Raw genomic sequence first — 25,853 nt, forward strand, 5'->3', positions numbered from 1 at the left:
CGAGCATTCGAATCAGGTCAGAAGCTGTTCAGTGCCGCAGCCACGCTCTCGGCGTAGAGAATCCCGCCCTGCGACCCGGGATGGATGCCGTCGGGCGACAGTAGCTCCGGATGAGCCGCGATCGCGTCGTGCCAGTCCGCGAGGGTGGTGGTCTGCGGATGCGATGCGACGAATGCTCCGAGATCGCCGTTCACCTCGCCGAGCCATGGGCGATCCGCGTAGATGTTCACGAACACGATGCGACGGTCGGGGCCGACGGCTTGCAGATCGCGGTCCAGAGTGCCCGTCCCGAGGTATCCGTTCGTCCCGAGGCCGATGATGACGGTGTGGCGGAGCGTTCCGTCGGCGGCCTTCTGTTGCAGAAGGGCGGGCGCATCCCTCGGGGAGCGCGAGACCACGGCGTCGATGCTGATCCCCGGGAACGCGCGGAGCAGAGCGGGCGCAGAGGCGAGCATGACCGAATCGCCGATCGCCGTGATGTCGCTTCCGTCGCGCGGTGGCGGGGCGACCACGGGTGCCGAAGCCGGAGACGCGGCCGGAACCGACGCGCTGGGCGTCGGTGATGGCGTCGGCGTCGGGCCCGGCGATGCCGGAGCGCCTTCCGCATGGGTGGAACGCACAGCGTGCGACGGCGCTGGCGCCTGGTGCTCCGCCTGCTCGATCGCGCGCCGACCGGCCGCAACCTGTTGCTCGGCGGCCGTTCCGCTCATCCCCTCGACGGCCGCCGCGGACGTGCCGACCACACTGACCAGCAGCGCAGCACACGCCACGCAGGCGGCGCCGAAGAGCGCCGGTCGGGCACGGGATGTTCTCGTGAACGGTCCGACGAGCGTGCGGAAGCCACGCCGCCGGATGGGTGTCTCGACGAATCGGTACGACAGCGCGGTGGCGACGGCGCTGATCGCCAGCGCGATCGACGGCACCGCCCAGGACGTGGAGCCTACGGACACCGCTGACGCGATGGCGCCGACGAGAACGAGCACGGGCCAATGCCAGAGGTACAGACCGTACGAGCGAACCCCGATGGCACGTAGCGGTCGCACATCCAGGGCCGTACCGAGCGCCGAGGCCGGCCTCGTCGCCGCCCACACCACGACGACTGCCAGCACGGAGACGAGCGCCAGGCCGCCGTCGTAGTTGAAGGCGTCGCGGTCGTGCACGAACACCGCGTAGGCGGCGAGACCGATCAGGGCGAGAACGCCGACCACCGGTGCCGAGCGTCGGGCTAGGCGTTCGGCGGCCGTCTCCTGCCCATACAGGTCCCAGCGTCGCGCCCGATCGAGCGCGAACGCCAGGCCGGCTCCAAGCGCGAGCCCGAAGAAGTGAGTGTTGGTGCCGTAATAGACACGGCTGGGGTCCGCTCCCGGTCTATACAGAACCGCCATGGTGGCGATGGATGCCAGGGCCAGCACGAGAGGCGCGGTAGCGCGACCGCGGCGCGGCATCCACGCCACGAGGGCCAGCACGATCAGCGGCCAGACCAGGTAGAACTGCTCCTCGACGGCCAGCGACCACAGGTTGCGGAAGAGCTGAGGCGAGCCCTGTGCGAAGTAGCTCTGATCCAGTGCGATGTACACCCAGTTGCTGCTGAACGTCAGCGCTCCGGCCAGTTGCGAGCCGATGTGCGCGAGCACGTCGCGCCCTATGAACAGGGCGGCGGTGCAGCACGCGAGCACGAGCACGACGAGGGCGGGAAGAAGGCGTCGAGCCCTGCGCATCCAGAACGATCGCATCCGTTCGCGACGTCCGAGGGATCCGATGAGCAACGAGGTGATGAGGAAGCCGCTGATCACGAAGAACACGTCGACGCCGATGAAGCCGCCGGGAAGCGCGGTGGGCACGTAGTGATAGGCGATGACAGCGAGCACGGCCAGCGCACGCAGCCCGTCGAGTCCAGGCAGGCGCGCAGGTGCGGTCGCGGCGGGCGGCACCGGCGACGAGATCGGGAGTCGGGTGTGCGGAGACATCGGGCTGTGAGTGTAACCCGTGCGCAGCGCTGCCGACCGCAGACCCTGCGGGCGGGAATACCCGCCGTGCCAGTTCGTTACACTCGTATGGCCGGGCCGCAGTAACCCCGGGCTCCATCATTCGCCGCTTCGAGCGGCCTCGCGCCGAGAGGCGTTCTGCGGCCCGGCATCATCGTGTTCGCTACCCGAAGCGACCGGACACGTAGTCCTCCGTCGCCTGCACCGACGGCTTCGTGAAGATCGTGGCAGTGTCGTCGTACTCGATGAGCTTGCCCGGCTTGCCGGTGCCGGCGATGTTGAAGAACGCCGTGCGGTCCGACACCCGCGTCGCCTGCTGCATGTTGTGGGTGACGATGACGATCGTGTACTCCTTCTTCAGCTCCTCGATGAGGTCCTCGATGGCGAGCGTCGAGATCGGGTCGAGGGCCGAGCAGGGCTCGTCCATCAGCAGGATGTCCGGAGAGACCGCGATCGCCCGTGCGATGCACAGCCTCTGCTGCTGGCCTCCGGACAGGCCGGAGCCGGGGAGGTGCAGACGGTCCTTCACCTCGTTCCACAGGTTCGCGCCCTGGAGGGACTGCTCGACGAGGTCGTCCTGGTCGGTCTTCGACATGCGCCGGTTGTTCAGCTTGACGCCGGCGAGCACGTTGTCGCGGATCGACATCGTGGGAAACGGGTTCGCGCGCTGGAACACCATGCCCACTTGACGCCTGACCAGCACCGGGTCGACACCCGGAGCGTAGAGGTTGTCGCCGTCGATGAGCACTTCACCCTCCACGTGCGCGCCTGGGATCACCTCGTGCATGCGGTTCAGGGTGCGCAGGAAGGTGGACTTGCCGCACCCGCTCGGCCCGATGAACGCCGTCACGGTGCGCGGCTCGATCGTCATGCTCACGCCCTCGACGGCGAGGAAATCGCCGTAGTACACGTTGAGGTCGTTCACGTTGATGCGCTTGGACACCTTGCTTTACCTTTCCTGCGGATGCCGTCGGGCCGGCTACCGCGCACCCTTCGGTGCGAAGAACCAGGCCACGATCCTGGCCACCAAGTTGAACACGACGACGAGCAGCACCAGCAGAAGAGCGGCGCCCCACGCAGACTGATACGAAGCCGCGATGTCCTGGGTGGGGAACTTGTAACCGGTGTAAACCATCACGGGAAGCGTCTGCATGGGGCCGGAGAACGGGTCCGCGTTGAAGTTGTTCGTGAAGCTGGCGGCGATGAAGATCGGAGCGGTCTCACCGATGACGCGTGAGATCGCGAGCATGACGCCCGTGACGATTCCCGCGACGGCGGTGGGAAGAACGATTTTCGTGATCGTCGCCGATTTCGCGACTCCGAGCGCGTAAGAGGCCTCCCGCAGATCGTGAGGCACGAGCTTGAGCATCTCTTCCGTGGAACGGACCACGATCGGGATCATGAGAACCGACAAGGCGACAGAGGCCGAGAGGCCGCTGAACGCTTTCGGCCCGATGATCAGCGTGAACAGCGAGAACGCGAAGAGTCCGGCGACGATCGAGGGGATGCCCGTCATCACGTCGACCAGGAACGTGATCGTACGGGCCATCCACGACCGCGGCGTCGCGTACTCGACCAGGTAGATCGCCGTCATGATCCCGATCGGAATCGAGATCAGGGCGGCGATGCCCGTGATGATGAGGGTTCCGACGATCGACTGCAGCGCACCTTGGACGACCGTCACCTTCAGGGTCTTCGGATCGAAGATCGTCCCAGAGGAGCGGCTGATGAAGTCCCAGGTCATCGACGGCAGGCCTTTGCCGACGACCGTCAGCAGCGCGGAGACGAGCGGGATCATCGCGAGCAGGAATGCGATGACCACAAGCCCCCGGACCAGTCGGTCCGTCGCCTTGCGGCGGTTCTCGACCACCGTGGACAGCACGCCGACGCCGAGTAGATACACGACCGCGGAGAGCACCAGCCAGCCGACCAGATTGAATCCGATCATGGCGAGCACCAGGCCGCACACGAGGAGCGACGCGATCAGCGCGTAGAGCTCGAAGAACCGGGGTAGCCGCCCGGAGGTCAGCGCATTCGGGACAGGGCCTCGAGGGCTGCGCCGCCTGTCGATGGTCGTGGTCATTGCGTCACGTTCCCATCAGCCTCTTCGAGTGTGAGCTCGCCCGTTGCTGCGTCGCCCTCCGCCCGTCTCGCGGCGTCCTCGTCGCGGACCCGTACCGGGCTCTTGAGGGCATCCGTGGCCAATACCGCCGTCGGATCCGACGGCGGCGGTTGCAGGCGACGACGGCGACGCCCTGGACCGGATGATCCCGGAGCTGTGCGATCGACGATCAGCCTCGCCACCATGTTGACGCCCAAGGAGACGACGAAGAGGGCGAGACCGGTCGCGATCAGGGCGTCGCGTTGCAGCGGGTTCGACTCCGGAAAGTTCAGCGCGATGTTCGCCGCGATGGTCTGCGAGTTGGCCGTGTCGGTGATGATCTTGATCGAATAGACCAGAGCCGGCGACATGATCAGGGCGATAGCCATCGTCTCGCCGAGTGCCCGGCCGAGACCGAGCAGGGTTGCGCTGACGATGCCGCTTCTCGCATAGGGGAATACCGCAAGCTTGACCATCTCCCACTTGGTCGCGCCGAGGGCCAGCGCCGCCTCCTCGTTCAGTCGGGGCGTCTGCAGGAAGATCTCCCGGGAGATCGACGTGATGATGGGAAGGATCATCACCGCGAGCACGACCCCACCGGCGAGCATGGTCGATCCCGTCCGCGAAACAGGCCCGGCGAACAACGGGATCCAGCCGAAATACTGGCTCAACCAATCCTGGAACGGGAGCAGGAACGGGCGGATCACGAAGATGCCCCAGAGCCCGAATACCACCGACGGGACCGCAGCGAGGAGGTCGACGAGATAGCCGAGCACGGAGGCCAGTCCACGCGGAGCGTAGTGCGAGATGAAGAGCGCGATGCCGATGGCCACCGGCGTTCCCAGCACGAGAGCGATGACGGACGACCATAAAGTTCCCCACAACAGGGGTCCGACGTACGACCAGAAGGAGGAGAACCCTCTCGTCGTGCCCTCCGAGAGATCGGACGAGCTCCAGTTCGCCGCGATCGCCGGGAGCGCCTTGATGATCAGGAACAGCGCGACCCCGGCGAGGATCAACATGATCAGCGACGCCGATCCGGTGCTCAGGAAACGGAAGACGCGGTCTGCCGGACGCGATTTCGCGACGCGTGGGGACGCATCGGGGCGGGGAGACCCGCTCCCGCGGGAAGCGCCCGCCCCCGGCCGTATCCCGATGGCGTCGTCAGAGCGTGGTCGCACAGCGGTATTCTCTGTCACTTGACACTCTCAACAGTCGCGGGAACGGTCGGGAAAGCGGGCGCTCATCCGTCGGGCTACTTGACCGACTTCAGGCTCTCGGCCGCCTTCTGGATCAGCGAGTCGGGAAGAGGAGCGGAGCCGGCGTTCTTCGCGGCGACCTGCTGTCCGATCTTGCTGGCGACGAAGCCGATGTACGCCGCCGTGACCTTGCCCTGGTTCGCGTCCTTGAACGTCTTGCACAGCACGTCGTAGGACAGGAGCGGAATCGGGTACGCAGAAGCGTCATTGATCTTCGTCGTGTCGATCGCGACCGTCAGGTCGCCGGGTCCTTGCGGCGAGACGAGGCCGGAGAGCGCGAGCGACTTGGTGGCGCCGGCCGCGCTGTACTGCACGAACTTGCCGGTGTTGCCGACCTCCACCGCTGCCGTGGTCGCCTTGCCCACATCGCTCTGGTCGGCGTAGCCGATGGTCCCATTGCCGGCCTGCACAGTGTTCACCACACCGGAGCCACCCTGCTGCCCGCTGCCGACGTTGTTCGGCCACGCGGTTCCCGCATCCCAGGTCCAGATGGACGGCTGCTGCTGGTGGAGGTAGGTGGTGAAGTTGTTCGTGGTGCCGGAGCCGTCGGAACGGTGCACGACCGAGATCGGGGTGGAGGGCAACGACACGCCCTTGTTGAGCGCGGTGATCGCCGGGTCGTTCCACGTCGTGATCTGTCCGGCGAAGATCTGAGCGATGGTCTTGGAGTCCAGGTTCAGCTTGCTGACGCCGTCGAGCTTGAAGATGATGTCGACGCCTGACAGGTAGACCGGAATGTCGATGCCTCCATCAGGGCCGCAGGTCGTCTTCGCCTGCGTGAACTGGTCCGGCTTGAGTGCCGCGTCCGTGCCCGCGAAGTCGTAGCTGCCGTTCAACCAGTTGGTCACACCGCCGCCGGAGCCCTGCGACTTGTCGTAGTTGATCTTGACGTTGCCCGCCTGGGCTTGGAAGGCCGCCGTCCACGCCTGCTGCACGTTGGCCTGGGCGCTGGAACCGCCGGCAGTGATCGTGCCGGAGAGCGAACTGTAGTCGGCAGGGGCAGAGGACTTCGTTGCAGTGGTGGAGTCACCGGTACCGCCGCCGGCCCCCGAGCACGCGGAGAGCGCGAGCGCGGTGGCGAGTGCCAGGGCGCCTGCGGCGGCTGCATTCTTGAACTTCACTGTGTTCCCTTCGGATGTGGGTGACTGCCGGGCAGTCGCACGCTCACATGCCTCGTTCAGCGCGAGCGTGCATCCCTGGCGCGCGGCACGGGCCGGTGTCCGGCCCGTCAGCGACGGTATGGGCGGCACGTGACCAGAGTGCCGCGTCGTGGTGAACGAGAGGTGAACAGCGCCCGACGCTCCGAGAGAGCGCAGTGAGGGATGACGGGGCGCCTACTGCCTGGGGCTGTGCGTCTCGATCGCGATGATGCCCGAAGCCGGATTGCTCTTCGAGAGGTGCACCACCGAGTACTCGCCCACCTCGAGCGCGGCGGCATCCCTGATGTAGCTGCCCATCGTGGTGCCGGTGGCGAGCGCGATCTCGCGCAGCATGTCGGGGATCACCGGCCCGTGGCTGCACAGCACGGCCGTCTTGCGGGAGCGTACGCGCTTGCCGACCACCTCGCGGATGCCCGCCGTCGCCGTGCCCGACTCCCAGGCATCCTGCGACAGCGCGTCCGTTCTCTTCACGGTCACACCGAATGCCGCGGCAAGCGGTGCGACGGTGGCGACGCATCGCACGGCCGATGACGTGACGATGCGCTTCGGTCGCCACGCCGCGATGGTCGGAACGTTGCTGGCGGCCTGCTGCACGCCCACCTTGGTGAGCGGGCGCTGGGCATCCTTGCCGCTCCAGTGCGACCTCGAGGTGGCCTTCGCATGCCGTAGCACGACGAGCGCGAACGTCTTCGTGACGCCTTCGTCGTAGAGGGCGGCCCACTGCGCGACGATCTCCGCGTCGCGTTCGTGGCTGAGGTACTTGCGGGAGCGCTTCAGCGGCACCCACTCGATGGCGGCGATCTCGTCGTTCGGCACGAACGTCGAGGCGTGCACGGCCTTCTCACTCACCTCGGCCGCCCAGTAGTGCACGAACTTCTCGCGTCCGCTGGAGATGACATAGTTCGTGACGCCGAGCGGAACGCCCAGCGTCACCTTCAGCCCGGTCTCCTCGAGAACCTCGCGCTGCGCGGCCTGCGGAAGCGACTCGCCCGGATCGACCTTGCCCTTCGGCAGGGTCACGTCGGCGTACTTCGCCCGGTGCACGACCAGGATGTGCGGGGTGCCGTCGATGATGCGCCAGCAGACCGCCCCGCCGGCGTAGATGACCGTTTCGGTCACCGGCGGCTGCCCGAGCGCTGTCGGTGCGAGATCACCTGCATGAGCCTATTCTGCAGATCGTCCAGCGGCTGTCCATTCGCGTCCAGGCTGTGCCGCACCCAGCTGCCGTCCGAGGTGAGCCACCACGACGACGTGCGTTCGTCCATCGCGCGGTCGAACAGGTCGTCGAGCTCGGCGATGTGCGCGGGGCCGACGAGCCGCACGAGGGTCTCCACCCTGCGGTCGAGGTTGCGGTGCATCATGTCGGCGCTGCCGATGTACACCTGGGGGTCGCCGTCGTTCGCGAACGCGAAGATGCGGGAGTGCTCCAGGTACCTGCCGAGGATCGAGCGCACCCGGATGTTCGCGCTGTAGTCCTCCTGTCCGGCCTTCAGACCGCAGATGCCGCGCACCCAGAGATCCACCGGAACGCCCGCGCGGCTCGCCCGGTAGAGCGCGTCGATGATGGCCTCGTCGACGATGGAGTTCACCTTGATGCGGATGCCGCTCGGGCGCCCAGCCTCCGCGTTGGCCCGCTCGTTCTCGATCGCCTTGATGAGGCCCTTGCGCAGGTGCAGCGGGGCCACGAGAAGCCGCTTGAACTTCTTCTCGATGGCGTACCCGGAGAGCTCGTTGAACAGGCGCGTGAGGTCCTTGCCCACCTGGTCGTCGGCGGTGAGCAGGCCCAGGTCCTCGTAGATGCGCGACGTCTTCGGGTTGTAGTTCCCTGTGCCGATGTGGCTGTAGTGCCGCAGCACGCCGTTCTCCTCGCGCACGACGAGCGCGAGCTTGCAGTGCGTCTTGAGGCCGACGAGCCCGTAGACCACGTGCACGCCGGCCTTCTCGAGCTTGCGGGCCCACTCGATGTTCGCCTGCTCGTCGAACCGTGCCTTGATCTCCACCAGCGCGAGCACCTGCTTGCCGCGCTCCGCGGCGTCGATCAACGCCTCGACGATCGGGCTGTCACCGCTCGTGCGGTACAGCGTCTGCTTGATGGCCAGCACGTGGGGATCCCGTGCCGCCTGCTCCAGGAACGCCTGAACGCTCGTCGCGAACGACTCGTACGGGTGGTGCAGCAGGATGTTGCCGCGCGCGATGGAGGCGAAGACATCCGGTTTCGCGTTGGGCTCGCGGGGCATCAGCTGCGCGGGCGTCGTGGGCACGTGGTTCGGGTAATGCAGCTCAGGGCGCTCGATGCGGCTGAGCTCGAACAGCCCGCCGAGGTCGAGAGGCGCGGGCAGCCGGTAGACCTCCTGTTCGGTGATGTCGAGCTCGCGCACCAGAAGATCGAGCGTGATCGGGTCCATGTCCTGCGACACCTCGAGCCGGATCGGCGGACCGAACCGGCGGCGCAGCAGCTCGCGCTCGAGCGCCTGGATGAGGTTCTCGGTCTCGTCCTCGTCGATCTCGACATCCTCGTTGCGCGTCACCCGGAACACGTGGTGCGCCAGGACCTCCATGCCGGGGAACAGGTCGCCGAGATGGTGGGCGATCAGGTCTTCGAGCATGATGAAGCGCATCTGCCCGATCGACTCGCGCTGGTCGATGCGCACGAACCGTGGAAGCATCGTCGGCACCTTGAGCCGGGCGAACTGCTCCTTGCCCGTCTTCGAGTTGCGCACCCGGATCGCCAGGTTCAACGACAGCCCGGAGATGTACGGGAAAGGATGCGCCGGGTCGACGGCGAGCGGCATCAGCACCGGGAAGATCTGCCGCGAGAAGATCTCGCGCATCTGCTCACGGTCGGCGTCGTCGAGGCTGTCCCAGGTCGCGATCGAGATGCCGGCCTCGGCCAGCGCGGGCATCACTCCGTCGTGGTACGCCAAGGCGTGCCGCACCTGCAGCTCGTGCGCCTTCTCCGAGATGTCGGCGAGCACGTCGACCGGCGCCCTGCCGGTGTTCGTCTGCACGGCGAGGCCGGTGAGGATGCGTCGCTTCAGGCCCGCGACGCGCACCATGAAGAACTCGTCGAGGTTCGTGGCGAAGATGGCGAGGAAGTTCGTGCGCTCCAGCACCGGCACCAGCGGATCCTCGGCGAGCTCCAGCACCCGCTGGTTGAACGCGAGCCAGCTCAACTCCCGGTCGAGGTAACGGTCGGGCGGCAGGCTCGGATCGAGGTCGGGATTCCACGGCTGCTCGAAGTCGTCATCGAACTCCGGGCTCAGCCCGGTGCCGATCAGGGTGTCCTCGCCGTCCATCCACTCATCATGGCAAACCCGCCGTCGGTTGAGCTTGCTTTTTACCGCCGGCCCACCTCGTCGAAACCTCGTCGTTGAAATTGCACATCGACGGCGTCGTCGACGAAACCGAAGCGACGGTAGAGCCCGAGGGCCGGCTCGTTGTCGCCCTCCACGTAGAGGGATGCCGAGGAGCGACCCTTCTCCCGCATCCGGCGCAGGCCCTCCGCGAGCAGGAGCTTCCCTATGCCACGGCCTGCCGCGTCAGGGTCGACGCCCAGCACGTAGACCTCGCCGTCGTCCTTGTTCGGTTCGAGCTTCATCCAGTGGAAGCCGAGCATCCTGCCGGTCGTGTCCCTCGCGACGAGGAAGTCCGCCGGGTCGAACCACGCCTCCGCCTCCCGCTCGGCGAGGTCGCCCGCACTCATGCCGCCCTGCTCCGGATGCGACGCGAACGCCCGAGCGTTGAGCGCCAGCCAGTCGGAGGCATCCGTCTCGGCATCGAACTCCTGAATGCGGATGCCGTCGGCGGGCGCCGGCGAGCCCGGCAGGGTGTCCAGTGACGGCAGCCTCAGCCGCAGCAACGTGCGCACCAGGTCGAACCCGTGGCGCTCGGCGAGGGCGCGTGCCGCGGGATGGTCGCCATGGGACCAGGCCGTGACCTGCGGTTCCAGGTCGGGAAGCAACGACTCGAGCAGAGCCGTCCCGACGCCTCGCCCGCGCGCATCGGGGAGCACGACGAGGTCGAGTTCACCGTTCCCGAAGGCGGCTGCGGCGATCGCGGTGCCGCTGTCTCGTGCGAGACGCACCGACCGCCGGCCGGACGCGAGGTCGAGCCTGCTCTGCTCGTTGAACGGGTCGACGCCGTCGTGGAGCAGCGCGTTGTCGGCCACCGCAAGCGCTCCCGCGACGTCGTCGGACCTCGACGACACGCTCTCAGGCATCCTCATCGTCGACGACGTTGAACCGGTAACCCACGTTGCGCACGGTTCCGATCAGCGACTCCGAGTCGCCGAGCTTCGCGCGCAGCCGCCGAACGTGCACATCCACCGTGCGCGTTCCACCGAAGTAGTCGTAGCCCCACACCTCGCTGAGCAGCTGCTCCCGGGTGAACACCCGGGCCGGATGCGTCGCCAGGAACCGCAGCAGCTCGAACTCCTTGAACGTGAGGTCGAGCGGACGCCCGTGCACCTTCGCGGAGTAGCTCGCCTCGTCGATCGTCACCCCTGATGCCTGGATCTTGGACTGCGCCGGGTCGTTCGAGCGCCGCTCGACGGCGAGACGGATGCGTGCATCCACCTCCGCGGGCCCCGCGCCCTCCAGAATCACGTCGTCGGCGCCCCAGTCGCCCGTCACCGCCGTGAGGCCGCCCTCGGTGAGCACGAGCACGACCGGCACGGCGTTGCCCGTCGTGGCCAGGATCTTGCACAGCGCCTTCGCCCCGACGAGGTCGCGCCTGGCATCGAGGAAGATCAGGTCGCACGACGATGCGTTGAGCAGCGACGACGTGTCTGCGGCGAGCTGACGCACCCGGTGGGAGAGCAATCCGAGTGAGGCGAGCACCTCGTTCGCGGGCGTGGGCGTGAGCACCAACAGTTGAGCCACGCGACCTCCCGCCCGGTTGAGAAGTATCCCGATCCTATCGTCGCGATGGACAATGGTCCGGTGACCGGCGAAACCCTCACCCCGACCATGCGGTGGACCTCGGTCGTGGGGGTATGGGTGGCGGCCCTCGTCGCCGCCGTGCTGATCGGCGTCTTCGCCGGTAGGCATGCCTATCTCGGCTGGCTCGGAATCGCGATGGCCGGAGCCGTGCTCGTCTCGATGTGCGTTCAGCTGGCCACCCAGGAGAAGCGCGGATTCGTCATCCGCATGGGTGCGAGCCTCGCCGGATCGTTCGTCATCTTAGGTCTCGCGACGCTCGTGCTCGCCCTGGTGCACCTCTGAGCCGCCTCGTGCGCCCGTCGCGCCCGGGCAACCTCGTAGACTGAATCACATGCTTGTCACCCTCGAGCTCGTGTTCGTCGGCCTGCTGTCGCTGGCAGTGCTGGCGATCGCCGGCGTCTCGGTACTGGTCGTCTACAACCTGTTCCGGGGCCAGCGCTGATCTCCATCCCCGAAGGGCTCCCCGCGGAGCTCGTTCCGCTCTCCTGGCTCCTCGGGGTCTGGGAGGGCACAGGCGTGCTCGACTACACCATCGGAGACGAGCACGTCGAACGCGAGTTCGGACAACGCATCAGCTTCAGCCACGACGGACTTCCCGCGCTGAACTACAGCTCCTACACCTGGCTCCTCGACGAGCAGCAGACACCACTGGCGACCGAGCTCGGCTACTGGCGCCTCAGCCGCACGCTTCTGCCCGAGGATGCCGGCCCCGGACTTCTTCCCGGCTCTGACGTGCGTCCGTTCGACACCGCGCAGTCGGTCGAGACGCTGCGCACCTCGGCCGGCGCCTTCGAGATCGAGGCGCAGATCCTGCACCCCGACGGCATCTCCGAGCTCTACGTCGGGCAGGTGAAGGGCCCACGCATCGACCTCGCGACCGACGCCGTGCTGCGCACCTCCGGCGCCAAGGACTACTCGGCGGCCACCCGCCTGTACGGCCTCGTCGAATCGCATCTGCTCTGGGCGTGGGACATCGCCGCCCTCGGCCAGGACCTGCGCACCCACGCGTCCGCCCGACTCGCCCGCACCGACCTCGCCGGTCCGGCTTCCGCGGACGCGGCACGCGCGGACGAGTCGGCGACCGAACGCGAAGCCGGCACGGAATGACCGCCTCCCCGTTCCTCGCGCTGCCCGGCGCCGTCGCCGCCGACTCCGAATCGCCGGACGCTGACGTCGCGGCGCACTACGGCAATCCGCTCACCGAGCAACGTGCCCTGCAGCGCGGCGACGCGCTCGTCGACCTCTCCACCCGAGGCGTCGTCGCCGTCTCCGGCGGCGACCGGCTCAGCTGGCTGGACTCGATGGGCAGCCAGTCGCTGCGCACCCTCGCACCCGGCGAGTCCGCGGAGGCACTGCTCCTCGACCCGGCCGGGCACATCGAGCACGCACTTCACGTCGTCGACGACGGAGAGACGACGTGGCTCCTCGTCGAGCGCTCCGACACGGATGCCGTGCTCGATTTCCTGCAGAAGATGCGCTTCATGCTGCGCGTCGAACCGGCGGACCGCACGGCCGACTTCGCCACTGTCGGCAGCTTCGATGCGCCGGATGACGGCACCTCGGCCTCGCAGGCATCCGTCGCGTTGGAGACCGCGGCGGCGTCGGCGAACGGCGTTCGCCTGCAGTGGCGCGACCCGTGGCCGACCGTCGTCGCCGGTGGCCACCAGTACGCGCACCCCGAGCAGACCGGCCAGCAGCATGCTGGCGCCGAATACCACTGGGTGGAGACGCTCGTTCCCCGCGACTCGCTGGATGCGCTCGCTGAGCGGGTGGCATCCGGCGAGGTGCAGGTCGCAGGAACGCTGGCGGCTGAGGCGCTGCGCGTCGCCGCCTGGCGGCCGCGCCTGGCCGCCGAGGTGGACGAGCGCACGATCCCGCACGAACTGGACTGGCTGCGCACCGCCGTGCACCTGAACAAGGGCTGCTACCGCGGGCAGGAGACCATCGCGAAGGTGCACAACCTGGGGCATCCGCCGCGCAGGCTCGTGTTCCTGCACCTGGACGGCTCAGAGGCGATAGCGGTGCCGCCGGGCGCAGAGGTGCTTTCGGGAGACGCCGTCGTGGGGCGGGTCACGTCATCCGCGGTGCACCACGAGCTCGGCCCGATCGCGCTCGCCGTGGTGAAGCGCTCGACGGATGCGGCGGCGGACCTCACGGTGCGTACGTCCGACGGCGCAGTGGCGGCCGCTCAGGAGACCATCGTGCCGACGGATGCGGGTGCCGAGGCGCACGTGCCGCGCATCCCGCGGCTCGGTGCTGTCAGACGATAGGGGCTGTCAGGCGATAGGGGCCGTCAGCGCGGCGCCACGCGACTCCACGGCACCGTGAGCTCGCCGAGCCGCCACCTCGCGCGCCCGCTCGCGGTGCGCGGCATGCCGTCGAGCCATCCGGCGTCGCGCATCCGCTCCACGGTGGCGATCCAGCGCTGCACGGGACCGTAGGGCGACAACGGCACGCTGTACGCCCACGCGTCGCCGAGTGACGTGAGGAACTGGTGCACCCGCTCACCGGGAACGTTGCGGTGGATCAGCGCCTTCGGCAGGCGCTCCGCCACAACCGACGGATGCTCCAACTCGCGCAATCGCAGCGAGATCGTGAACGAGACGGGTCCCTCCGGCGACAGCGTCACCCAGCTCGAGACGCGTCCGAGCTCGTCGCAGGTGCCCTCCACGATCGCCCCGTCCGGGCGCAGGCGCGAGCGCAGCAGCTGCCAGGCATCCGCCACCTCGGACTCGTCGTACTGCCGCAGCACGTTGAACGCACGGATGACGGCGGGCCGCTCGCCGTTCGGCGCGGGCACCTCGAAGCCCCCGCGCGCGAACGTCACTCGGGCATCCGGCGAGAACGGCGTCTCGCCGTCGCGCACGCGCCTGAGCTGAGCCAAAGCCCGCGCCACCCGCTCCGGATCGATCTCCAGTCCCAGCACCCGCACGTGCCCACTCGTGTGGGCGTGCCGCTGCTGGCGGCGCAGCCGGTGCTCCAGCTCGAAGACGGTGACGCCGCTGGCACCGTACCCGAGATCGACGACGAGCGGATGCGACGACCTGCGAAAAGCGGGATGCGCCGCGATCCAGCGGTCGACACGTCTCAGCCGGTTCGTGTTCGTGGTGCCCCGGGTGGCGACCCCGATCGTCTTGCCGCCACCTGTCACCGATCAAGTATCGCGGGCAGCACCCTGTGCGTTCGCCGTGCTGAAGCTGGATGTGTGGACCCGCCTATCGCGGCTTCGCCGCTCACTGGCTTCATCGGCTCGGCCAGCCGAGCAAGCTCGCCCGGCCCTCGCCTCAGTCGCCTCTAAACTTGAGGCATGCCTTCCCCCTACACCCTGATACTGCTGCGCCACGGCGAGAGCGAGTGGAACAAGAAGAACCTCTTCACCGGCTGGGTCGACGTACGGCTCTCCGAGAAGGGACGCACCGAGGCGGCGCACGCGGGGGAGCTGCTGGCATCTGAGGGGCTGCTGCCCGACGTACTGCACACCTCCGTGCTCACCAGGGCGATCCAGACCGCGAACCTCGCACTCGACACGGCCGACCGTCTGTGGATCCCCGTGCGGCGATCGTGGCGGCTCAACGAGCGACACTACGGCGCGCTGCAGGGCCTCGACAAGGCCGAGACCAAGGAGAAGTACGGCGACGAGCAGTTCATGCTCTGGCGCCGCTCGTTCGACGTTCCGCCGCCTCCGCTGCCCGACGACGCGAAGTGGTCACAGGTGGGCGACCCGCGTTACGCGGACCTCACGAACGACGAGATGCCGCGCACCGAGTGCCTGAAGGACGTCATCGCACGCATGCTGCCCTACTGGCACTCCGACATCGTCCCCGACCTCGCGGCGGGCAAGACCGTGCTCGTGACGGCTCACGGCAACTCGCTTCGCGCGCTCGTCAAGCACCTGGACGGGATCGGCGACGACGAGATCGCGGAGCTGAACATCCCCACCGGCATCCCGCTCGTGTACCGGCTGGGCGACGACTTCATGCCGCTCGGCGCCGGCGAGTACCTCGATCCGGAGGCGGCGGCAGCAGGCGCTGCAGCGGTAGCCGCCCAGGGCGCCAAGTAGTCCTCAGGACGCCTCAGGCACCCAGTCACCGGTCACGAGGTACTGCACCTTCTTCGCGATCGACACGGCGTGATCCGCGAACCGTTCGTGATACCGGGACGCGAGCGTGGCATCCACCGTGTCGACGGTCGCGCCCTTCCACGTCTCGCCGAGCACCTTGTCGAACACGCTGGCGTGCAGCTCGTCGATCTCGTCGTCCTGGTCGCGCAGCTCGTCGGCGACCCGCGGATCCTGCGTGCGTAGCAGCTCGACGAGACGCTCGGCGATGAGAACGTCGAGGCGCCCCATCTCCTTGAACGTGCCGCGCAGGCTCTTCGGAACCACCTTGTCGGGAAAGCGATAGCGCGCGAGCTGAGCGATGTGCTCGGCCATGTCGCCCATCCGCTCCAGCGACGCACTGATGCGCAGCGCGCTCACCACGATGCGCAGATCCCTCGCCACCGGGTTCTGCCTGGCCAGGATCTGGATCGAGAGCTCGTCGAGCACGACGGTCAGCGCGTCGATGCGCTGGTCGTTCTGGATGACCGTCTCGGCCAGCGCGACGTCCCCATCGTTGAACGCCTGCGTCGCGCCCTGAATGGAGACGACGACGAGCTCGGCGATCTCGACGAGGCGATCCTGCACCTCGCGCATCTCGTGCTGGAAAACGTCACGCATTGACTGTCCATCCTCCTGGGCGGCGCGCAAAACGACCGGTCGATCCGCTCGACCGTGCATTACCCGTTTGGGGCCATGCTCTCCGTGCCAGGTTAACGGTCGGTGTCGGATGCCCGAACATTGCGCTAATCGGGTCCCATCAGGGGGTTCTACGGCCGGAAGCACTCGGCGTGCACCGGTAGCCTTCTGGCATGGACTCCACCTGGTTGGTGCTGCTGTCTCTGGCACTCGGCCTCGTGGTCGGGGCCGGATTCGTGTGGCTGCTGCACTCGGCGGCGTCACGCAGCCACCGTGCAACCGAGATCGTGAGTCCGACCGTTCCCGACGGCGTCGACCAGGTGCTGGAGGCGCTGCCGACTGCGGGCATCGTCGTGGATCCGAGCAACAACGTCGTGCGGGCATCCGCCGGAGCGTACGGCCTCGGGCTGGTCTGGAACGCCGCGCTCAGCCAGGCGCGCATGGTGGAGCTCGTCGACGAGGTGCGCCGAACGGGAGAGCCGATAGCCGAGGACCTCGAACTGGCTCGCAGCACGCTGGGGGATGCCACGGTGCAGCTCACCGTCCGGGTCGCCCGGCTGGGCTCCCGCTACATCCTGCTGCTGGCGGATGACCGCACCGAGGCGGTGCGACTCGAGCAGGTGAGACGCGACTTCGTCGCGAACATCAGCCATGAACTGAAGACGCCGATCGGGGCGATCAGTGTGCTGGCGGAGGCGCTCGAGAGCGCCCCGGACGACCAGGAGCAGGTGCGGCACTTCGCGTCGCGTCTCACGTCGGAGGCCGGCCGTCTCGCCCGGCTCACCCAGGACATCATCGACCTCTCCAGGCTGCAGGCAGCGGAGATCGTGCCGCACGCCGAGCGAGTGTCGATCGACGAGGTCGTGGCATCCGCCGTAGACCAGAACCGCGTGCTCGCCGAGTCGCGCGGAATCCAGCTGGCCACAGGACGCGCATCGCACGCCGTCGTCTTCGGCGACGAGAGCGTGCTCACGACGGCGGTGCACAACCTCGTCTCCAACGCTGTGCGCTACTCGCCCGACAAGACCCGCGTGGGCATCGGCACGCGCCTCGCCGACGGGGTCGTGGAGATCGCCGTCACCGACCAAGGACCCGGCATCCCGTCGGAGGATCTGGAGAGGGTGTTCGAGCGTTTCTACCGCGTCGACCAGGCGCGGTCCCGTGCCACGGGCGGCACGGGGCTCGGACTCTCGATCGTCAAACACGCCGTGCAGAACCACGGCGGAGAGGTGCGTGTCTGGTCGCAGCCCGGCCGTGGCTCGACCTTCACGATCCGCCTCCCCGAGGCCGAGCACATCGCGCCGAGCGCGGATGGCACCGCTTCCGAGACCGCAGAAGTCGCACAAGGAGAACGAACGAGATGACACGCATCCTGCTGGTGGAAGACGAGGAGTCGCTGAGCGAGCCGCTGGCGTTCCTGCTGCGCCGAGAGGGATACGAGGTGGGCGTCGCCGCTACGGGGCAGGATGCCATCGGTCAGTTCGATCGCGAAGGAGCCGACCTCGTGCTCCTCGACCTCATGCTGCCCGGCATGCCGGGCACCGAGGTGTGCAAGCTGCTGCGTGCCCGCTCCAGCGTTCCGATCATCATGCTCACGGCGAAGGATTCCGAGATCGACATCGTCGTGGGCCTCGAACTGGGCGCCGACGACTACGTGACCAAGCCGTACTCCACCAGGGAGCTGCTCGCGCGCATCCGTGCCGTGCTGCGCCGCCGCGTCGACGAGGAGTCGTTCGACGACGCCGTCCTCGAGGCGGGCACGGTGCGCATGGACGTCGACCGCCACACAGTGACGGTGTCCGGTGTGGAGACACCCATGCCGCTGAAGGAATTCGAGCTGCTCGAGCTGCTGCTGCGGAACGCCGGTCGGGTGCTCACCCGTGGTCAGCTCATCGACCGGGTGTGGGGGAGCGACTACTTCGGCGACACGAAGACGCTCGACGTGCACATCAAGCGGATCCGCTCGCGCATCGAGGCGAACCCGTCGGACCCTCGGATGCTCGTGACGGTACGCGGACTCGGCTACCGCTTCGAAGACACCCCGGTCGGTTGAGTAGCGCCCGAAGGCCGCGTATCGAAGCCCGCCAGGACCCGTCCTACTTGCCCGGAACGTAGTCCTCGTAGCCGGGGAAGGTCGACGAGAGGACGGGCACCCGGATCTGCGTACCCGTGACGCCCGCGTAGCTGAAGTACACGTCCGTCAACGAGCCGGGCTTCGCGTCGAGGCCGGTGAACTCGACCCGCGTGCTGCCCTTGGCGCCGACCTTCTTCACGGCGTCGGCCATGATGCCGACCGATTGCGTCTTCGAACCGTGCTGGATCGACAGGTAGTGCGCCCTGTCGTCGTTGTTCACGAACGTGACCACCAGATTGCCCACCGTGCCGGAGCTATTGGAGATGATGAGCGCGTTGCGGATGTCGATCTTGCCGACCGTTCCATTGACCCCGTGAGCGGATTCCTTGATGTACAGGGTGTCCTGAGGTGTCAGCAGGGTGCAGCCGGACATGCCTGCGGTGAGTCCGATAGCGAGAACGATGGATGCCGCGACACGCGCCTTCACTTCAGATCCTCCAAGTCGCACCGGGCCGGCCGGTTCGGCCTGTAACGAACACCGCGGATTGCCTCTCGAGCCTACCGTATCGCGGCCGGCGGACGGTCGGCGGCAGAGGATAGCACGACACCGCTGTGGTACCCTAGACGTTGCTGAAGGGACTGCTATCTATGCTTTTCGAGGTCGGCGAGACTGTCGTTTACCCCCATCACGGTGCTGCAACGATCACCGAGGTCAAGAAGAGAATCATCAAGGGTGAAGAGAAGGTCTACCTCAAGCTCAACGTCACCCAAGGCGACCTGACCATCGAGGTTCCCGCCGAGAATGTCGACCTCGTCGGCGTTCGCGACGTCATCGGCAAGGAAGGCCTCGACAAGGTCTTCGAGGTTCTGCGCGCTCAGTTCACCGAGGAGCCGACCAACTGGTCCCGCCGCTACAAGGCGAACCTCGAGAAGCTCGCCTCAGGCGATGTCATCAAGGTCTCCGAGGTCGTTCGCGACCTGTGGCGCCGCGACCAGGACCGCGGCCTCTCCGCCGGCGAGAAGCGAATGCTCGCCAAGGCACGTCAGATCCTCATCTCCGAGCTCGCGCTCGCCGAGAAGACCGACGAGGACCAGGCATCCAACGTGCTCGACGAGGTGCTCGCGTCCTGACGCGCTGAGCCGTTCGGCATGAGCGCATCCTCGCCGCGCGTCGCGGTCATCGTCGTCGCCGCGGGATCGGGTACCCGCCTGGGGGCTGGCATGCCGAAGGCGTTCGTCTCCGTCGGTGGTCGCACCCTCCTCGAACACGCGGTGCATGCCGTTTCCGGCATGCGTTCGGATGCTCAGCTGATCGCCGTCGTGCCCGCCGGGGCGACGGACGAGGTGCGTCGGCTGCTGGCGGCCCTCGCGCCCGAGGCGGTCGTCGTGGCGGGCGGAGCGAGCAGGCAGGCATCCGTCGAAGCCGGACTCGCCGCGCTGCACGAGGCCGTGGAGGTCGTGCTGGTGCACGACGCAGCCAGGGCGTTCACTCCGTCCGGCCAGTTCGATGCCGTGGTCGCCGCCATCGACGCGGCGGGAGAAGGCGTCGTGCCAGGTCTGCCCGTCAGCGACACGATCAAGCGCACGGATGCCGATGCGCTCGTGACCGGCACCGTCGACCGTTCCGAGCTGGTCGCTGTGCAGACTCCGCAGGGGTTCCCGCGGGACATCCTGCTCCAGGCATACCGAGCGGCCACCGAGGAGGCGACGGATGACGCTGCCCTGGTCGCCGCGATCGGTCACCCGGTGCGCATCGTGGCGGGCGATCCGCTCGCGTTCAAGGTGACGACCCCCGCCGACCTGGCGAGGGCCGAGCAGCTCTTCGGTTCCGCTCCGGTGGTGCCCAGGATCGGCCTCGGCACTGACACGCACGCGTTCGGCGGCGACGGCGAGCTGTGGCTGGCCGGTCTGCACTGGCCGGACGAGCCGGCTCTGGCCGGCCACAGCGACGGGGATGCCGTCGCGCACGCGATCGTCGACGCGTTGCTCTCCGCCGCCGGCCTCGGCGACATCGGGTCGGTGTTCGGAACCGACGACCCGCGGTTCGCCGGCGCTCGCGGTGAGGTCTTCCTCGAGGCGACACGGGAGCGGCTCGCGGCGGCCGGGCTGCGCGTCGGAAACGTGAGCGTGCAGCTGATCGGGAACCGGCCGAGGTTCGCTCGGAGGCGCGAGGAGGCCGAGCGGGTGCTGGGGGACATTCTCGGCGCTCCGGTCTCGATCTCGGCGACGACGACCGACGGACTGGGCTTCACCGGGCGCGGCGAGGGTGTGACCGCGATCGCCACGGCGCTCCTGGTGCCCGTCACGTAGCAAACCGCGGCGGCTCTGGATACACCCGTAGTCTTGAACCCGTGGGAATCCGACTGTACGACACGCGAGCCGCGCGCCTACGCGACTTCGTTCCGCTCCAGCCAGGCAAGGTCGGCATCTACGTCTGCGGCCCCACCGTGCAGTCCTCCCCGCACATCGGCCACCTTCGGTCGGCGCTGGTCTACGACCAGATGCGCCGCTGGTTCAACTACCGCGGCTACGACGTCACGCTGGTGCGCAACGTCACCGACATCGACGACAAGGTGCTGATCAACGCGGCCGCGGCACAGGCATCCGGGAGCCACGAGCAGTGGTGGGCGTTGGCGTACCGCTACGAGCGCGAGTTCACCGATGCGTATGCCGCGCTCGGCATTGGGCCGCCGACGTACGAGCCGCGCGCCACCGCGAACATCCCACAGATGCAGGAGCTCATCGAACGGCTCATCGAGCGCGGACACGCGTATGTCGCCGATGACCACTCGGGCGATGTGTACTTCGACGTGCGCAGCTGGCCGAGCTACGGAGAACTGACGAAGCAGAGCATCGACGCGATGGAGGCGGCGACGGATGCGGATCCGCGCGCCAAGCGCGACCCGCGCGACTTCGCGCTCTGGAAGGGTCGCAAGCCGGACGAGCCGGAATCCGCCTCGTGGGCGAGCCCGTGGGGTGCGGGGCGACCGGGATGGCACATCGAGTGCTCAGCCATGTCGGCTCGCTACCTCGGACCGCGCTTCGACATCCACGGCGGAGGACTCGACCTGCGCTTTCCGCACCACGAGAACGAGCTCGCGCAGTCGACGGCCGCCGGTGAGGCGTTCGCGGGGTACTGGGTGCACAACGGCCTGGTCAACGTGGCGGGCCAGAAGATGTCGAAGTCGCTCGGCAACTCGGTGTACGCGGCCGACCTCATCGGCGCGGCCCGCCCGCTCGTGGTGCGCTACTACCTGGGCGCGGCGCACTACCGGTCGACCATCGACTTCACCGAGAGCTCGCTGGCGGAGGCGGAGGCGGCGCTGGAGCGCATCTCCGGATTCCTGGAACGCGTCGACCGGAGGCTGGCGGGCACCCGCTTCGCCTCCAGCGGCGCCGAGGTGCTCCCCGCCGAGTTCGCCGAGGCGATGGATGACGACTTCGGCGTGCCGCAGGCGCTGGCCGTGCTGCACGACACCGTTCGGGCCGGCAACCAGTCGCTCGACGGCGAGGACCTGGGCGCCGCCGCCACGGCAAGGGGACAGGTCGAGGCGATGACGGAGATGCTGGGCATCAACCCGCTGTCACCGCAGTGGCAGGCGCGAACGGATGCCCCGGCTCGCGCCGCGCTCGACGCGCTCTTGCGACGGCTGCTCGCCGACAGGCAGGCCGCCCGGCAGGCGCGGGACTTCGCGCTGGCCGACCGCATCCGCTCGGAACTGGCCGAAGCGGGCATCACGATCGAGGACACCCCGACGGGTGCGCATTGGAGTATCGATGGCGAATAAGCCGCGCGCGGGAGCCGTGCGCAAATCCAAGAAGGGCCCGACGAAGGGCACGGGCGGTCACGGCCGCAAGGCGCTCGAGGGCAAGGGGCCGACGCCGAAGGCACAGGATCGCCCGTACCACGTCGCCGCCAAACGCAAGGAACTCGCCGAACGCGCCGCCGCCAAGCGCGGCGGCCAGCGCTCGAACACCGGGGGAGGCACGACCGTACGGCGGGCGACATCGGACGACGCCGAGTTCGTCACCGGTCGCAACTCGGTCCTCGAGGCGTTGCGGGCGCACATCCCGGCCACGACGCTCTACGTCGCCGCGCGCATCGAACTGGATGATCGCGTCAAGGAGATCCTCAGCACTGCGACGAAGCGCGGCATCCCCGTGCTCGAGGTGATGCGCCCGGAGCTCGACCGGCTCTCCGGCAGAGACGCGGTGCACCAGGGTGTGGCGCTGAAAGTTCCGCCGTACGAGTACGCGCACGTCGACGACGTGCTCGACTCCGTGCTGCAGAAGGGGCAGGTGCCGCTGTTCGTCGCGCTCGACGGCGTGACGGATCCGCGCAACCTCGGTGCCATCATCCGCTCAACGGCGGCGTTCGGCGGACAGACCGTGATCGTTCCGCAGCGTCGATCGGTCGGCGTGACCGCCGCGGCGTGGAAGACATCGGCCGGCGCGGCAGCACGCACACCTGTCTCGATGGCCGCGAACCTCACGCAGACGCTCAAGGGGCTGAAGAAGCGCGGCCTGTTCGTGCTCGGACTCGCCGGCGACGGCGACGTGTCGCTCCACGAACTCGAGCTTGCAGACCGCGGCGTGGTGATCGTGGTCGGCAGCGAGGGCAAGGGTCTCTCCCGCCTGGTGAGCGAGACGTGCGATGCGATCGTGTCGATCCCGATCTCCGCATCGACCGAGTCGCTCAACGCGGGCATCGCCGCGAGCGTGACGCTGTACGAGATCGCGAAACGGCGAGTGGAGACCTCCGAACGCTGAATCACGACTCTCACGGCGGGGCGCAGACGTAGCCTGAAGAGATGGATGATCGACGACGCCTGTTCGAGCGCGTCTACTCGCGGGAGGGGGCGGAGGAGGAGCCGCGCGAGTACCGGGATCCGCAGACCGGAGCCACCGTTCGCATGACGCCGAGCCAGTGGGCGCTCGCCGAGTACGACAGGCTGCACCCGCAGCCATCCGCCGACGACGAGAAGGCGCCGGAACACCGAGGCGCGCGCGGGCGCGCAGATCCTGACGCGCCGTCGGCCGGTGACGACGGGGGCGGCGGTTTCGACGATTTCGACCGGGCGCACTTCGACCAGGAGGAGTCCGACGATGAGGCCGATGCACGCGGCACCGGCGTCGCATCGAGAATGCGCCGCGCAGCACCCGTGCTCGTCGCTGCTGCCGCGTTCGTGCTCGGCGTCCTCGTCGCGGTGGGGATCACGACGGCGGTCGGCCGGACGGCGCCTTCTGCGCCGGTCGCGGCCAGCACGCCGACGAGTGCGCCGAACGACGAGGACTGGCACCCTGTTCCGGGTCCTGCGGTTCGAGAGTTCCTGAACTCGTCGCCGCGGGCGACGGACCTGCCTGCCGCTGTCACGGACGGGTTCGTGCCGACCTCATTCCATCTGATCGCGGGATCGGTCTCTCTGCAGGAGAGCGCATCCATCTATGCAGCGGAGCGCCTGAGCGACCAGTACTGCCTCGTCGCGGTGGCGAACGGCGCCCGGGTCGCGGAGACGTGCGCCACTCTCCCCGAGATGGCGGTGCACGGGCTCACGTTGACGAAGGACGCCGTGCGCGACGTCGACGGTCTCCCGGTAGCCGTGACCGTGACGTGGTCGACGGACGGCACGATCAGCTGGGAGGCCATGCCTTCCGTGGGCTGACCCTGGTGGCGCCCTGTCGAGTTGGCGTGCCTCAGACCTTGGACATCCAGTCGTCGTCGTCCTCGTCGTCGATCACCTGAACAGGCACGGTGAACGCCTCGGTGACGGGCGCGATCACGGTCGCCTCGTCCCGGCGATGACGTAGCACGTCGTTGATGTACGACGAGAGCGCTTCGGCCAGCGGAACGTCTCGCCCTTCTTCCTGCGACATGAACCAGCGGTGGTCGAGCAGCTGGTGGAACACCTCGGCCGGCTCCAGCTTGCCGCGCAGGTCGGCGGGGATGGCGCGCACCACGGGCTCGAAGACGCGCATCAGCCACTCGTGGGCGATCGCCTCCTCGTCGAGGCCCGGCTTCGCCACGGTTGCGGCGTAGGAGTCCAGGTCGTTGAGCAGGCGCCGTGCCTGGTTCTCGCCGGTGTCGAGGCCGGTCAGGCGCAGCAGGCGCCGCTGGTGGTGCCCGGCGTCGACGACCTTCGGCTGGATGCGCACGGTTCCGCTGTCGGTGCCCGTGCTGCGGATCGCGAGCTCCTCGATGTCGAAGCCGAGCTCGTTCAGCCTGCGCACGCGCTCGGCGATGCGCCAGCGGTCGGATGCCGAGAACGACTCGCTGCCGGTGAGCTCCTTCCACAGGGACCGGTAGGCGGCGACGATGCCGCCGGAGACCTCGACCGGGTCGACCTCCTCGGCCAGCCGCCCGCCGGCCTGGATGTCCATCAGCTCGCCCGCGATGTTCACCCGTGCGATCTCGAGGTCGTTCTCACGCTGCCCGTTCGAGAGTCCTCCCTCGTAGAGCTGGCCGGTCTCTGCATCCACCAGGTAGGCGGCGAACGCGCCGGCGTCGCGACGGAACAGCGTGTTGGACAGCGAGACGTCGCCCCAGAAGAAGCCGACCATGTGCAGGCGCACGAGAAGCACGGCGAGGGCGTCGACGAGCCGGGTGGCGGTGTCCGGGCGCAGGGTCTGCGAGTAGAGGGCCCGGTAGGGGAGCGAGAACTTGAGGTGCCTGGTGACGAGCACCGGCTTCAGCGGCTTGCCCGAGTCATCCGTCCGGCCCTCGATGACCGCGACCGGCTCGACGCAGGGCACGTCGAGGCGCTGCAGCGTGCGCAGCATGTCGTACTCGCGTCTGGCCATCTCACCCGTCGTCTCCTTGACGGCGATGACGTAGCCGGAGAGGTTCGCGAAGCGCACCAGGTGGCGGGAGATGCCCTTGGGCAGCAGAGCGATGTGCTCGTTGGACCACTTGTCCAGCGGCAGATTCCACGGCAGGTCGAGCAGAGCGGGATCGACGGTTGCCGCGGTGATGTTGACGGAGCCGGCCATAACTTCCAACGATAAGTAGAGGGTGGGAGACAAGCGAATCGCCCCGGCTCGAGCGAGGCTCGGAACCGGGGCGATTCGATGGTGGGATGTCGTCAGTCGACCACGGCGCCGCCGAGACGCTCGCCGCTCTCAGCGTCGAAGAGGTGCACGTGGCCCGGCTTCGGCGTGATGTAGACGGTCTCGCCGGCGTTCGGGTGCACGCGGCCGTCGACGCGGCCGACGATGTCGACGCGCTTGTCGTCGACCTCGGTGTGGCCGTACAGGTAGCCGTCCGCGCCGAGCTCCTCGACGAGGTCGACGGCGACCGTGAGACCGTTGCCGGCGTTGGTGGAGACCACCACGTCTTCGGGACGGACACCGATCGTGACCTGCTTGCCTGCCTTGGCGAGAACCTCGCGGTCGACCGGCACGACGGCGCTGCCGAACTGGATGCCGCCGTCGGTCACGTCTGCACCGAACAGGTTCATGGCCGGGCTGCCGATGAAGCCGGCGACGAACACGTTGTTCGGCTCTGCGTACAGCTCGCGCGGCGTGCCGACCTGCTGCAGGACGCCGTCCTTCAGCACGGCGATGCGGTCGCCCATGGTGAGGGCCTCGGTCTGGTCGTGCGTG

The 25,853-nt window shown here is 68.1% G+C and carries 25 protein-coding genes; 11 read left to right on the forward strand and 14 right to left on the reverse strand.

The genetic code is table 11. From position 1 onward, the window contains the following. Window positions 1–17 precede the first annotated feature (17 nt). From ACTHNC_RS16415 to ACTHNC_RS16455, 9 genes are all read right to left on the reverse strand, one after another. Window positions 18–1,967, reverse strand: coding sequence for an acyltransferase family protein (locus ACTHNC_RS16415; protein ID WP_440295692.1), 1,950 nt, complete (start codon window positions 1,965–1,967; stop codon window positions 18–20). Between the two features lie 181 nt (window positions 1,968–2,148). Continuing rightward, window positions 2,149–2,928 carry a phosphate ABC transporter ATP-binding protein PstB gene (gene pstB / locus ACTHNC_RS16420; protein WP_440295693.1) on the reverse strand — a complete coding sequence of 260 codons (780 nt, stop codon included), beginning with the start codon at window positions 2,926–2,928 and terminating at the stop codon, window positions 2,149–2,151. A 36-nt stretch (window positions 2,929–2,964) separates the two neighbouring features. Then, on the reverse strand, window positions 2,965–4,068 hold the full coding sequence (pstA, locus tag ACTHNC_RS16425; protein WP_440295694.1) for a phosphate ABC transporter permease PstA: 1,104 nt from the start codon (window positions 4,066–4,068) through the stop codon (window positions 2,965–2,967). After that, window positions 4,065–5,237, reverse strand: a complete 1,173-nt coding sequence (gene pstC, locus ACTHNC_RS16430) for a phosphate ABC transporter permease subunit PstC (RefSeq protein WP_440295719.1) — start codon at window positions 5,235–5,237, stop codon at window positions 4,065–4,067. Before pstC ends, pstA begins: the two co-directional genes overlap by 4 nt. 104 nt (window positions 5,238–5,341) lie before the next feature. Beyond that, a complete protein-coding gene (gene pstS / locus ACTHNC_RS16435) occupies window positions 5,342–6,466 on the reverse strand; it encodes a phosphate ABC transporter substrate-binding protein PstS (protein ID WP_440295695.1) in 1,125 nt (374 codons plus the stop codon). Window positions 6,467–6,679: 213 nt separating this feature from the next. Further along, a complete protein-coding gene (locus tag ACTHNC_RS16440) occupies window positions 6,680–7,624 on the reverse strand; it encodes an NUDIX hydrolase (RefSeq protein ID WP_440295696.1) in 945 nt (314 codons plus the stop codon). Continuing rightward, window positions 7,621–9,801 (reverse strand): RNA degradosome polyphosphate kinase, encoded by a 2,181-nt coding sequence (locus ACTHNC_RS16445; protein ID WP_440295697.1) that lies wholly within the window; start codon window positions 9,799–9,801, stop codon window positions 7,621–7,623. Before ACTHNC_RS16445 ends, ACTHNC_RS16440 begins: the two co-directional genes overlap by 4 nt. A 41-nt stretch (window positions 9,802–9,842) precedes the next feature. Next, window positions 9,843–10,724 (reverse strand): mycothiol synthase, encoded by an 882-nt coding sequence (mshD, locus tag ACTHNC_RS16450; protein ID WP_440295698.1) that lies wholly within the window; start codon window positions 10,722–10,724, stop codon window positions 9,843–9,845. Beyond that, complete coding sequence (locus ACTHNC_RS16455) at window positions 10,717–11,385, reverse strand: response regulator transcription factor (protein ID WP_440295699.1); 669 nt, start codon at window positions 11,383–11,385, stop codon at window positions 10,717–10,719. The genes mshD and ACTHNC_RS16455 overlap by 8 nt, the downstream gene beginning before the upstream one ends. Window positions 11,386–11,445: 60 nt before the next feature. Here ACTHNC_RS16455 and ACTHNC_RS16460 point away from each other — a divergent pair, with 60 nt between their 5' ends. The 3 genes from ACTHNC_RS16460 (at window position 11,446) to ygfZ (ending at window position 13,715) form a co-directional block, all read left to right on the forward strand. Then, window positions 11,446–11,727: a hypothetical protein gene (locus ACTHNC_RS16460; protein ID WP_440295700.1), complete on the forward strand. Its 282-nt coding sequence runs from the start codon at window positions 11,446–11,448 to the stop codon at window positions 11,725–11,727. A gap of 156 nt (window positions 11,728–11,883) precedes the next feature. After that, window positions 11,884–12,552 (forward strand): FABP family protein, encoded by a 669-nt coding sequence (locus ACTHNC_RS16465; protein ID WP_440295720.1) that lies wholly within the window; start codon window positions 11,884–11,886, stop codon window positions 12,550–12,552. After that, on the forward strand, window positions 12,549–13,715 hold the full coding sequence (gene ygfZ / locus ACTHNC_RS16470; RefSeq protein WP_440295701.1) for a CAF17-like 4Fe-4S cluster assembly/insertion protein YgfZ: 1,167 nt from the start codon (window positions 12,549–12,551) through the stop codon (window positions 13,713–13,715). The genes ACTHNC_RS16465 and ygfZ overlap by 4 nt, the downstream gene beginning before the upstream one ends. A gap of 23 nt (window positions 13,716–13,738) precedes the next feature. Here ygfZ and ACTHNC_RS16475 read toward each other — a convergent pair whose 3' ends face one another. Then, window positions 13,739–14,596 carry a class I SAM-dependent methyltransferase gene (locus ACTHNC_RS16475; protein ID WP_440295702.1) on the reverse strand — a complete coding sequence of 286 codons (858 nt, stop codon included), beginning with the start codon at window positions 14,594–14,596 and terminating at the stop codon, window positions 13,739–13,741. Window positions 14,597–14,752: 156 nt separating this feature from the next. Between ACTHNC_RS16475 and ACTHNC_RS16480 the strand changes: the two genes are divergently transcribed. After that, window positions 14,753–15,505, forward strand: coding sequence for a phosphoglyceromutase (locus ACTHNC_RS16480; RefSeq protein WP_440295703.1), 753 nt, complete (start codon window positions 14,753–14,755; stop codon window positions 15,503–15,505). A gap of 3 nt (window positions 15,506–15,508) precedes the next feature. Here the strand turns inward: ACTHNC_RS16480 and phoU are convergent, their stop codons facing one another. Beyond that, window positions 15,509–16,162 (reverse strand): phosphate signaling complex protein PhoU, encoded by a 654-nt coding sequence (phoU, locus tag ACTHNC_RS16485; protein WP_440295704.1) that lies wholly within the window; start codon window positions 16,160–16,162, stop codon window positions 15,509–15,511. Between the two features lie 191 nt (window positions 16,163–16,353). On the opposite strand from phoU, the gene ACTHNC_RS16490 reads away from it, so the two are divergent. Both ACTHNC_RS16490 and ACTHNC_RS16495 read left to right on the forward strand, forming a co-directional pair. Then, window positions 16,354–17,544: a sensor histidine kinase gene (locus ACTHNC_RS16490; protein ID WP_440295705.1), complete on the forward strand. Its 1,191-nt coding sequence runs from the start codon at window positions 16,354–16,356 to the stop codon at window positions 17,542–17,544. Then, complete coding sequence (locus ACTHNC_RS16495; protein WP_440295706.1) at window positions 17,541–18,233, forward strand: response regulator; 693 nt, start codon at window positions 17,541–17,543, stop codon at window positions 18,231–18,233. Before ACTHNC_RS16490 ends, ACTHNC_RS16495 begins: the two co-directional genes overlap by 4 nt. Before the next feature lie 43 nt (window positions 18,234–18,276). Here ACTHNC_RS16495 and ACTHNC_RS16500 read toward each other — a convergent pair whose 3' ends face one another. Further along, a complete protein-coding gene (locus tag ACTHNC_RS16500) occupies window positions 18,277–18,741 on the reverse strand; it encodes a hypothetical protein (RefSeq protein ID WP_440295707.1) in 465 nt (154 codons plus the stop codon). Between the two features lie 161 nt (window positions 18,742–18,902). On the opposite strand from ACTHNC_RS16500, the gene ACTHNC_RS16505 reads away from it, so the two are divergent. Genes ACTHNC_RS16505 through ACTHNC_RS16525 form a run of 5 tightly spaced genes read left to right on the forward strand, consistent with a single transcriptional unit; the run spans window position 18,903 to window position 23,917 of the window. Beyond that, window positions 18,903–19,385 carry a CarD family transcriptional regulator gene (locus ACTHNC_RS16505; RefSeq protein WP_440295708.1) on the forward strand — a complete coding sequence of 161 codons (483 nt, stop codon included), beginning with the start codon at window positions 18,903–18,905 and terminating at the stop codon, window positions 19,383–19,385. An 18-nt stretch (window positions 19,386–19,403) separates the two neighbouring features. Next, on the forward strand, window positions 19,404–20,564 hold the full coding sequence (gene ispD, locus ACTHNC_RS16510) for a 2-C-methyl-D-erythritol 4-phosphate cytidylyltransferase (RefSeq protein ID WP_440295709.1): 1,161 nt from the start codon (window positions 19,404–19,406) through the stop codon (window positions 20,562–20,564). 41 nt (window positions 20,565–20,605) lie between these two features. Beyond that, window positions 20,606–22,042 (forward strand): cysteine--tRNA ligase, encoded by a 1,437-nt coding sequence (gene cysS, locus ACTHNC_RS16515; RefSeq protein WP_440295710.1) that lies wholly within the window; start codon window positions 20,606–20,608, stop codon window positions 22,040–22,042. After that, complete coding sequence (rlmB, locus tag ACTHNC_RS16520; protein ID WP_440295711.1) at window positions 22,032–23,024, forward strand: 23S rRNA (guanosine(2251)-2'-O)-methyltransferase RlmB; 993 nt, start codon at window positions 22,032–22,034, stop codon at window positions 23,022–23,024. Before cysS ends, rlmB begins: the two co-directional genes overlap by 11 nt. 41 nt (window positions 23,025–23,065) lie before the next feature. After that, window positions 23,066–23,917 (forward strand): hypothetical protein, encoded by an 852-nt coding sequence (locus ACTHNC_RS16525; protein WP_440295712.1) that lies wholly within the window; start codon window positions 23,066–23,068, stop codon window positions 23,915–23,917. A gap of 31 nt (window positions 23,918–23,948) precedes the next feature. Here ACTHNC_RS16525 and ACTHNC_RS16530 read toward each other — a convergent pair whose 3' ends face one another. Both ACTHNC_RS16530 and ACTHNC_RS16535 read right to left on the reverse strand, forming a co-directional pair. Beyond that, window positions 23,949–25,241 (reverse strand): DUF4032 domain-containing protein, encoded by a 1,293-nt coding sequence (locus tag ACTHNC_RS16530; RefSeq protein WP_440295713.1) that lies wholly within the window; start codon window positions 25,239–25,241, stop codon window positions 23,949–23,951. A gap of 92 nt (window positions 25,242–25,333) precedes the next feature. Then, a partial coding sequence (locus tag ACTHNC_RS16535; RefSeq protein WP_440295714.1) for an ABC transporter ATP-binding protein occupies window positions 25,334–25,853 on the reverse strand: 520 nt, incomplete at its 5' end.

The sequence above is a fragment of the Humibacter sp. genome, assembly GCF_051954055.1.
GTDB lineage: Bacteria > Actinomycetota > Actinomycetes > Actinomycetales > Microbacteriaceae > Humibacter.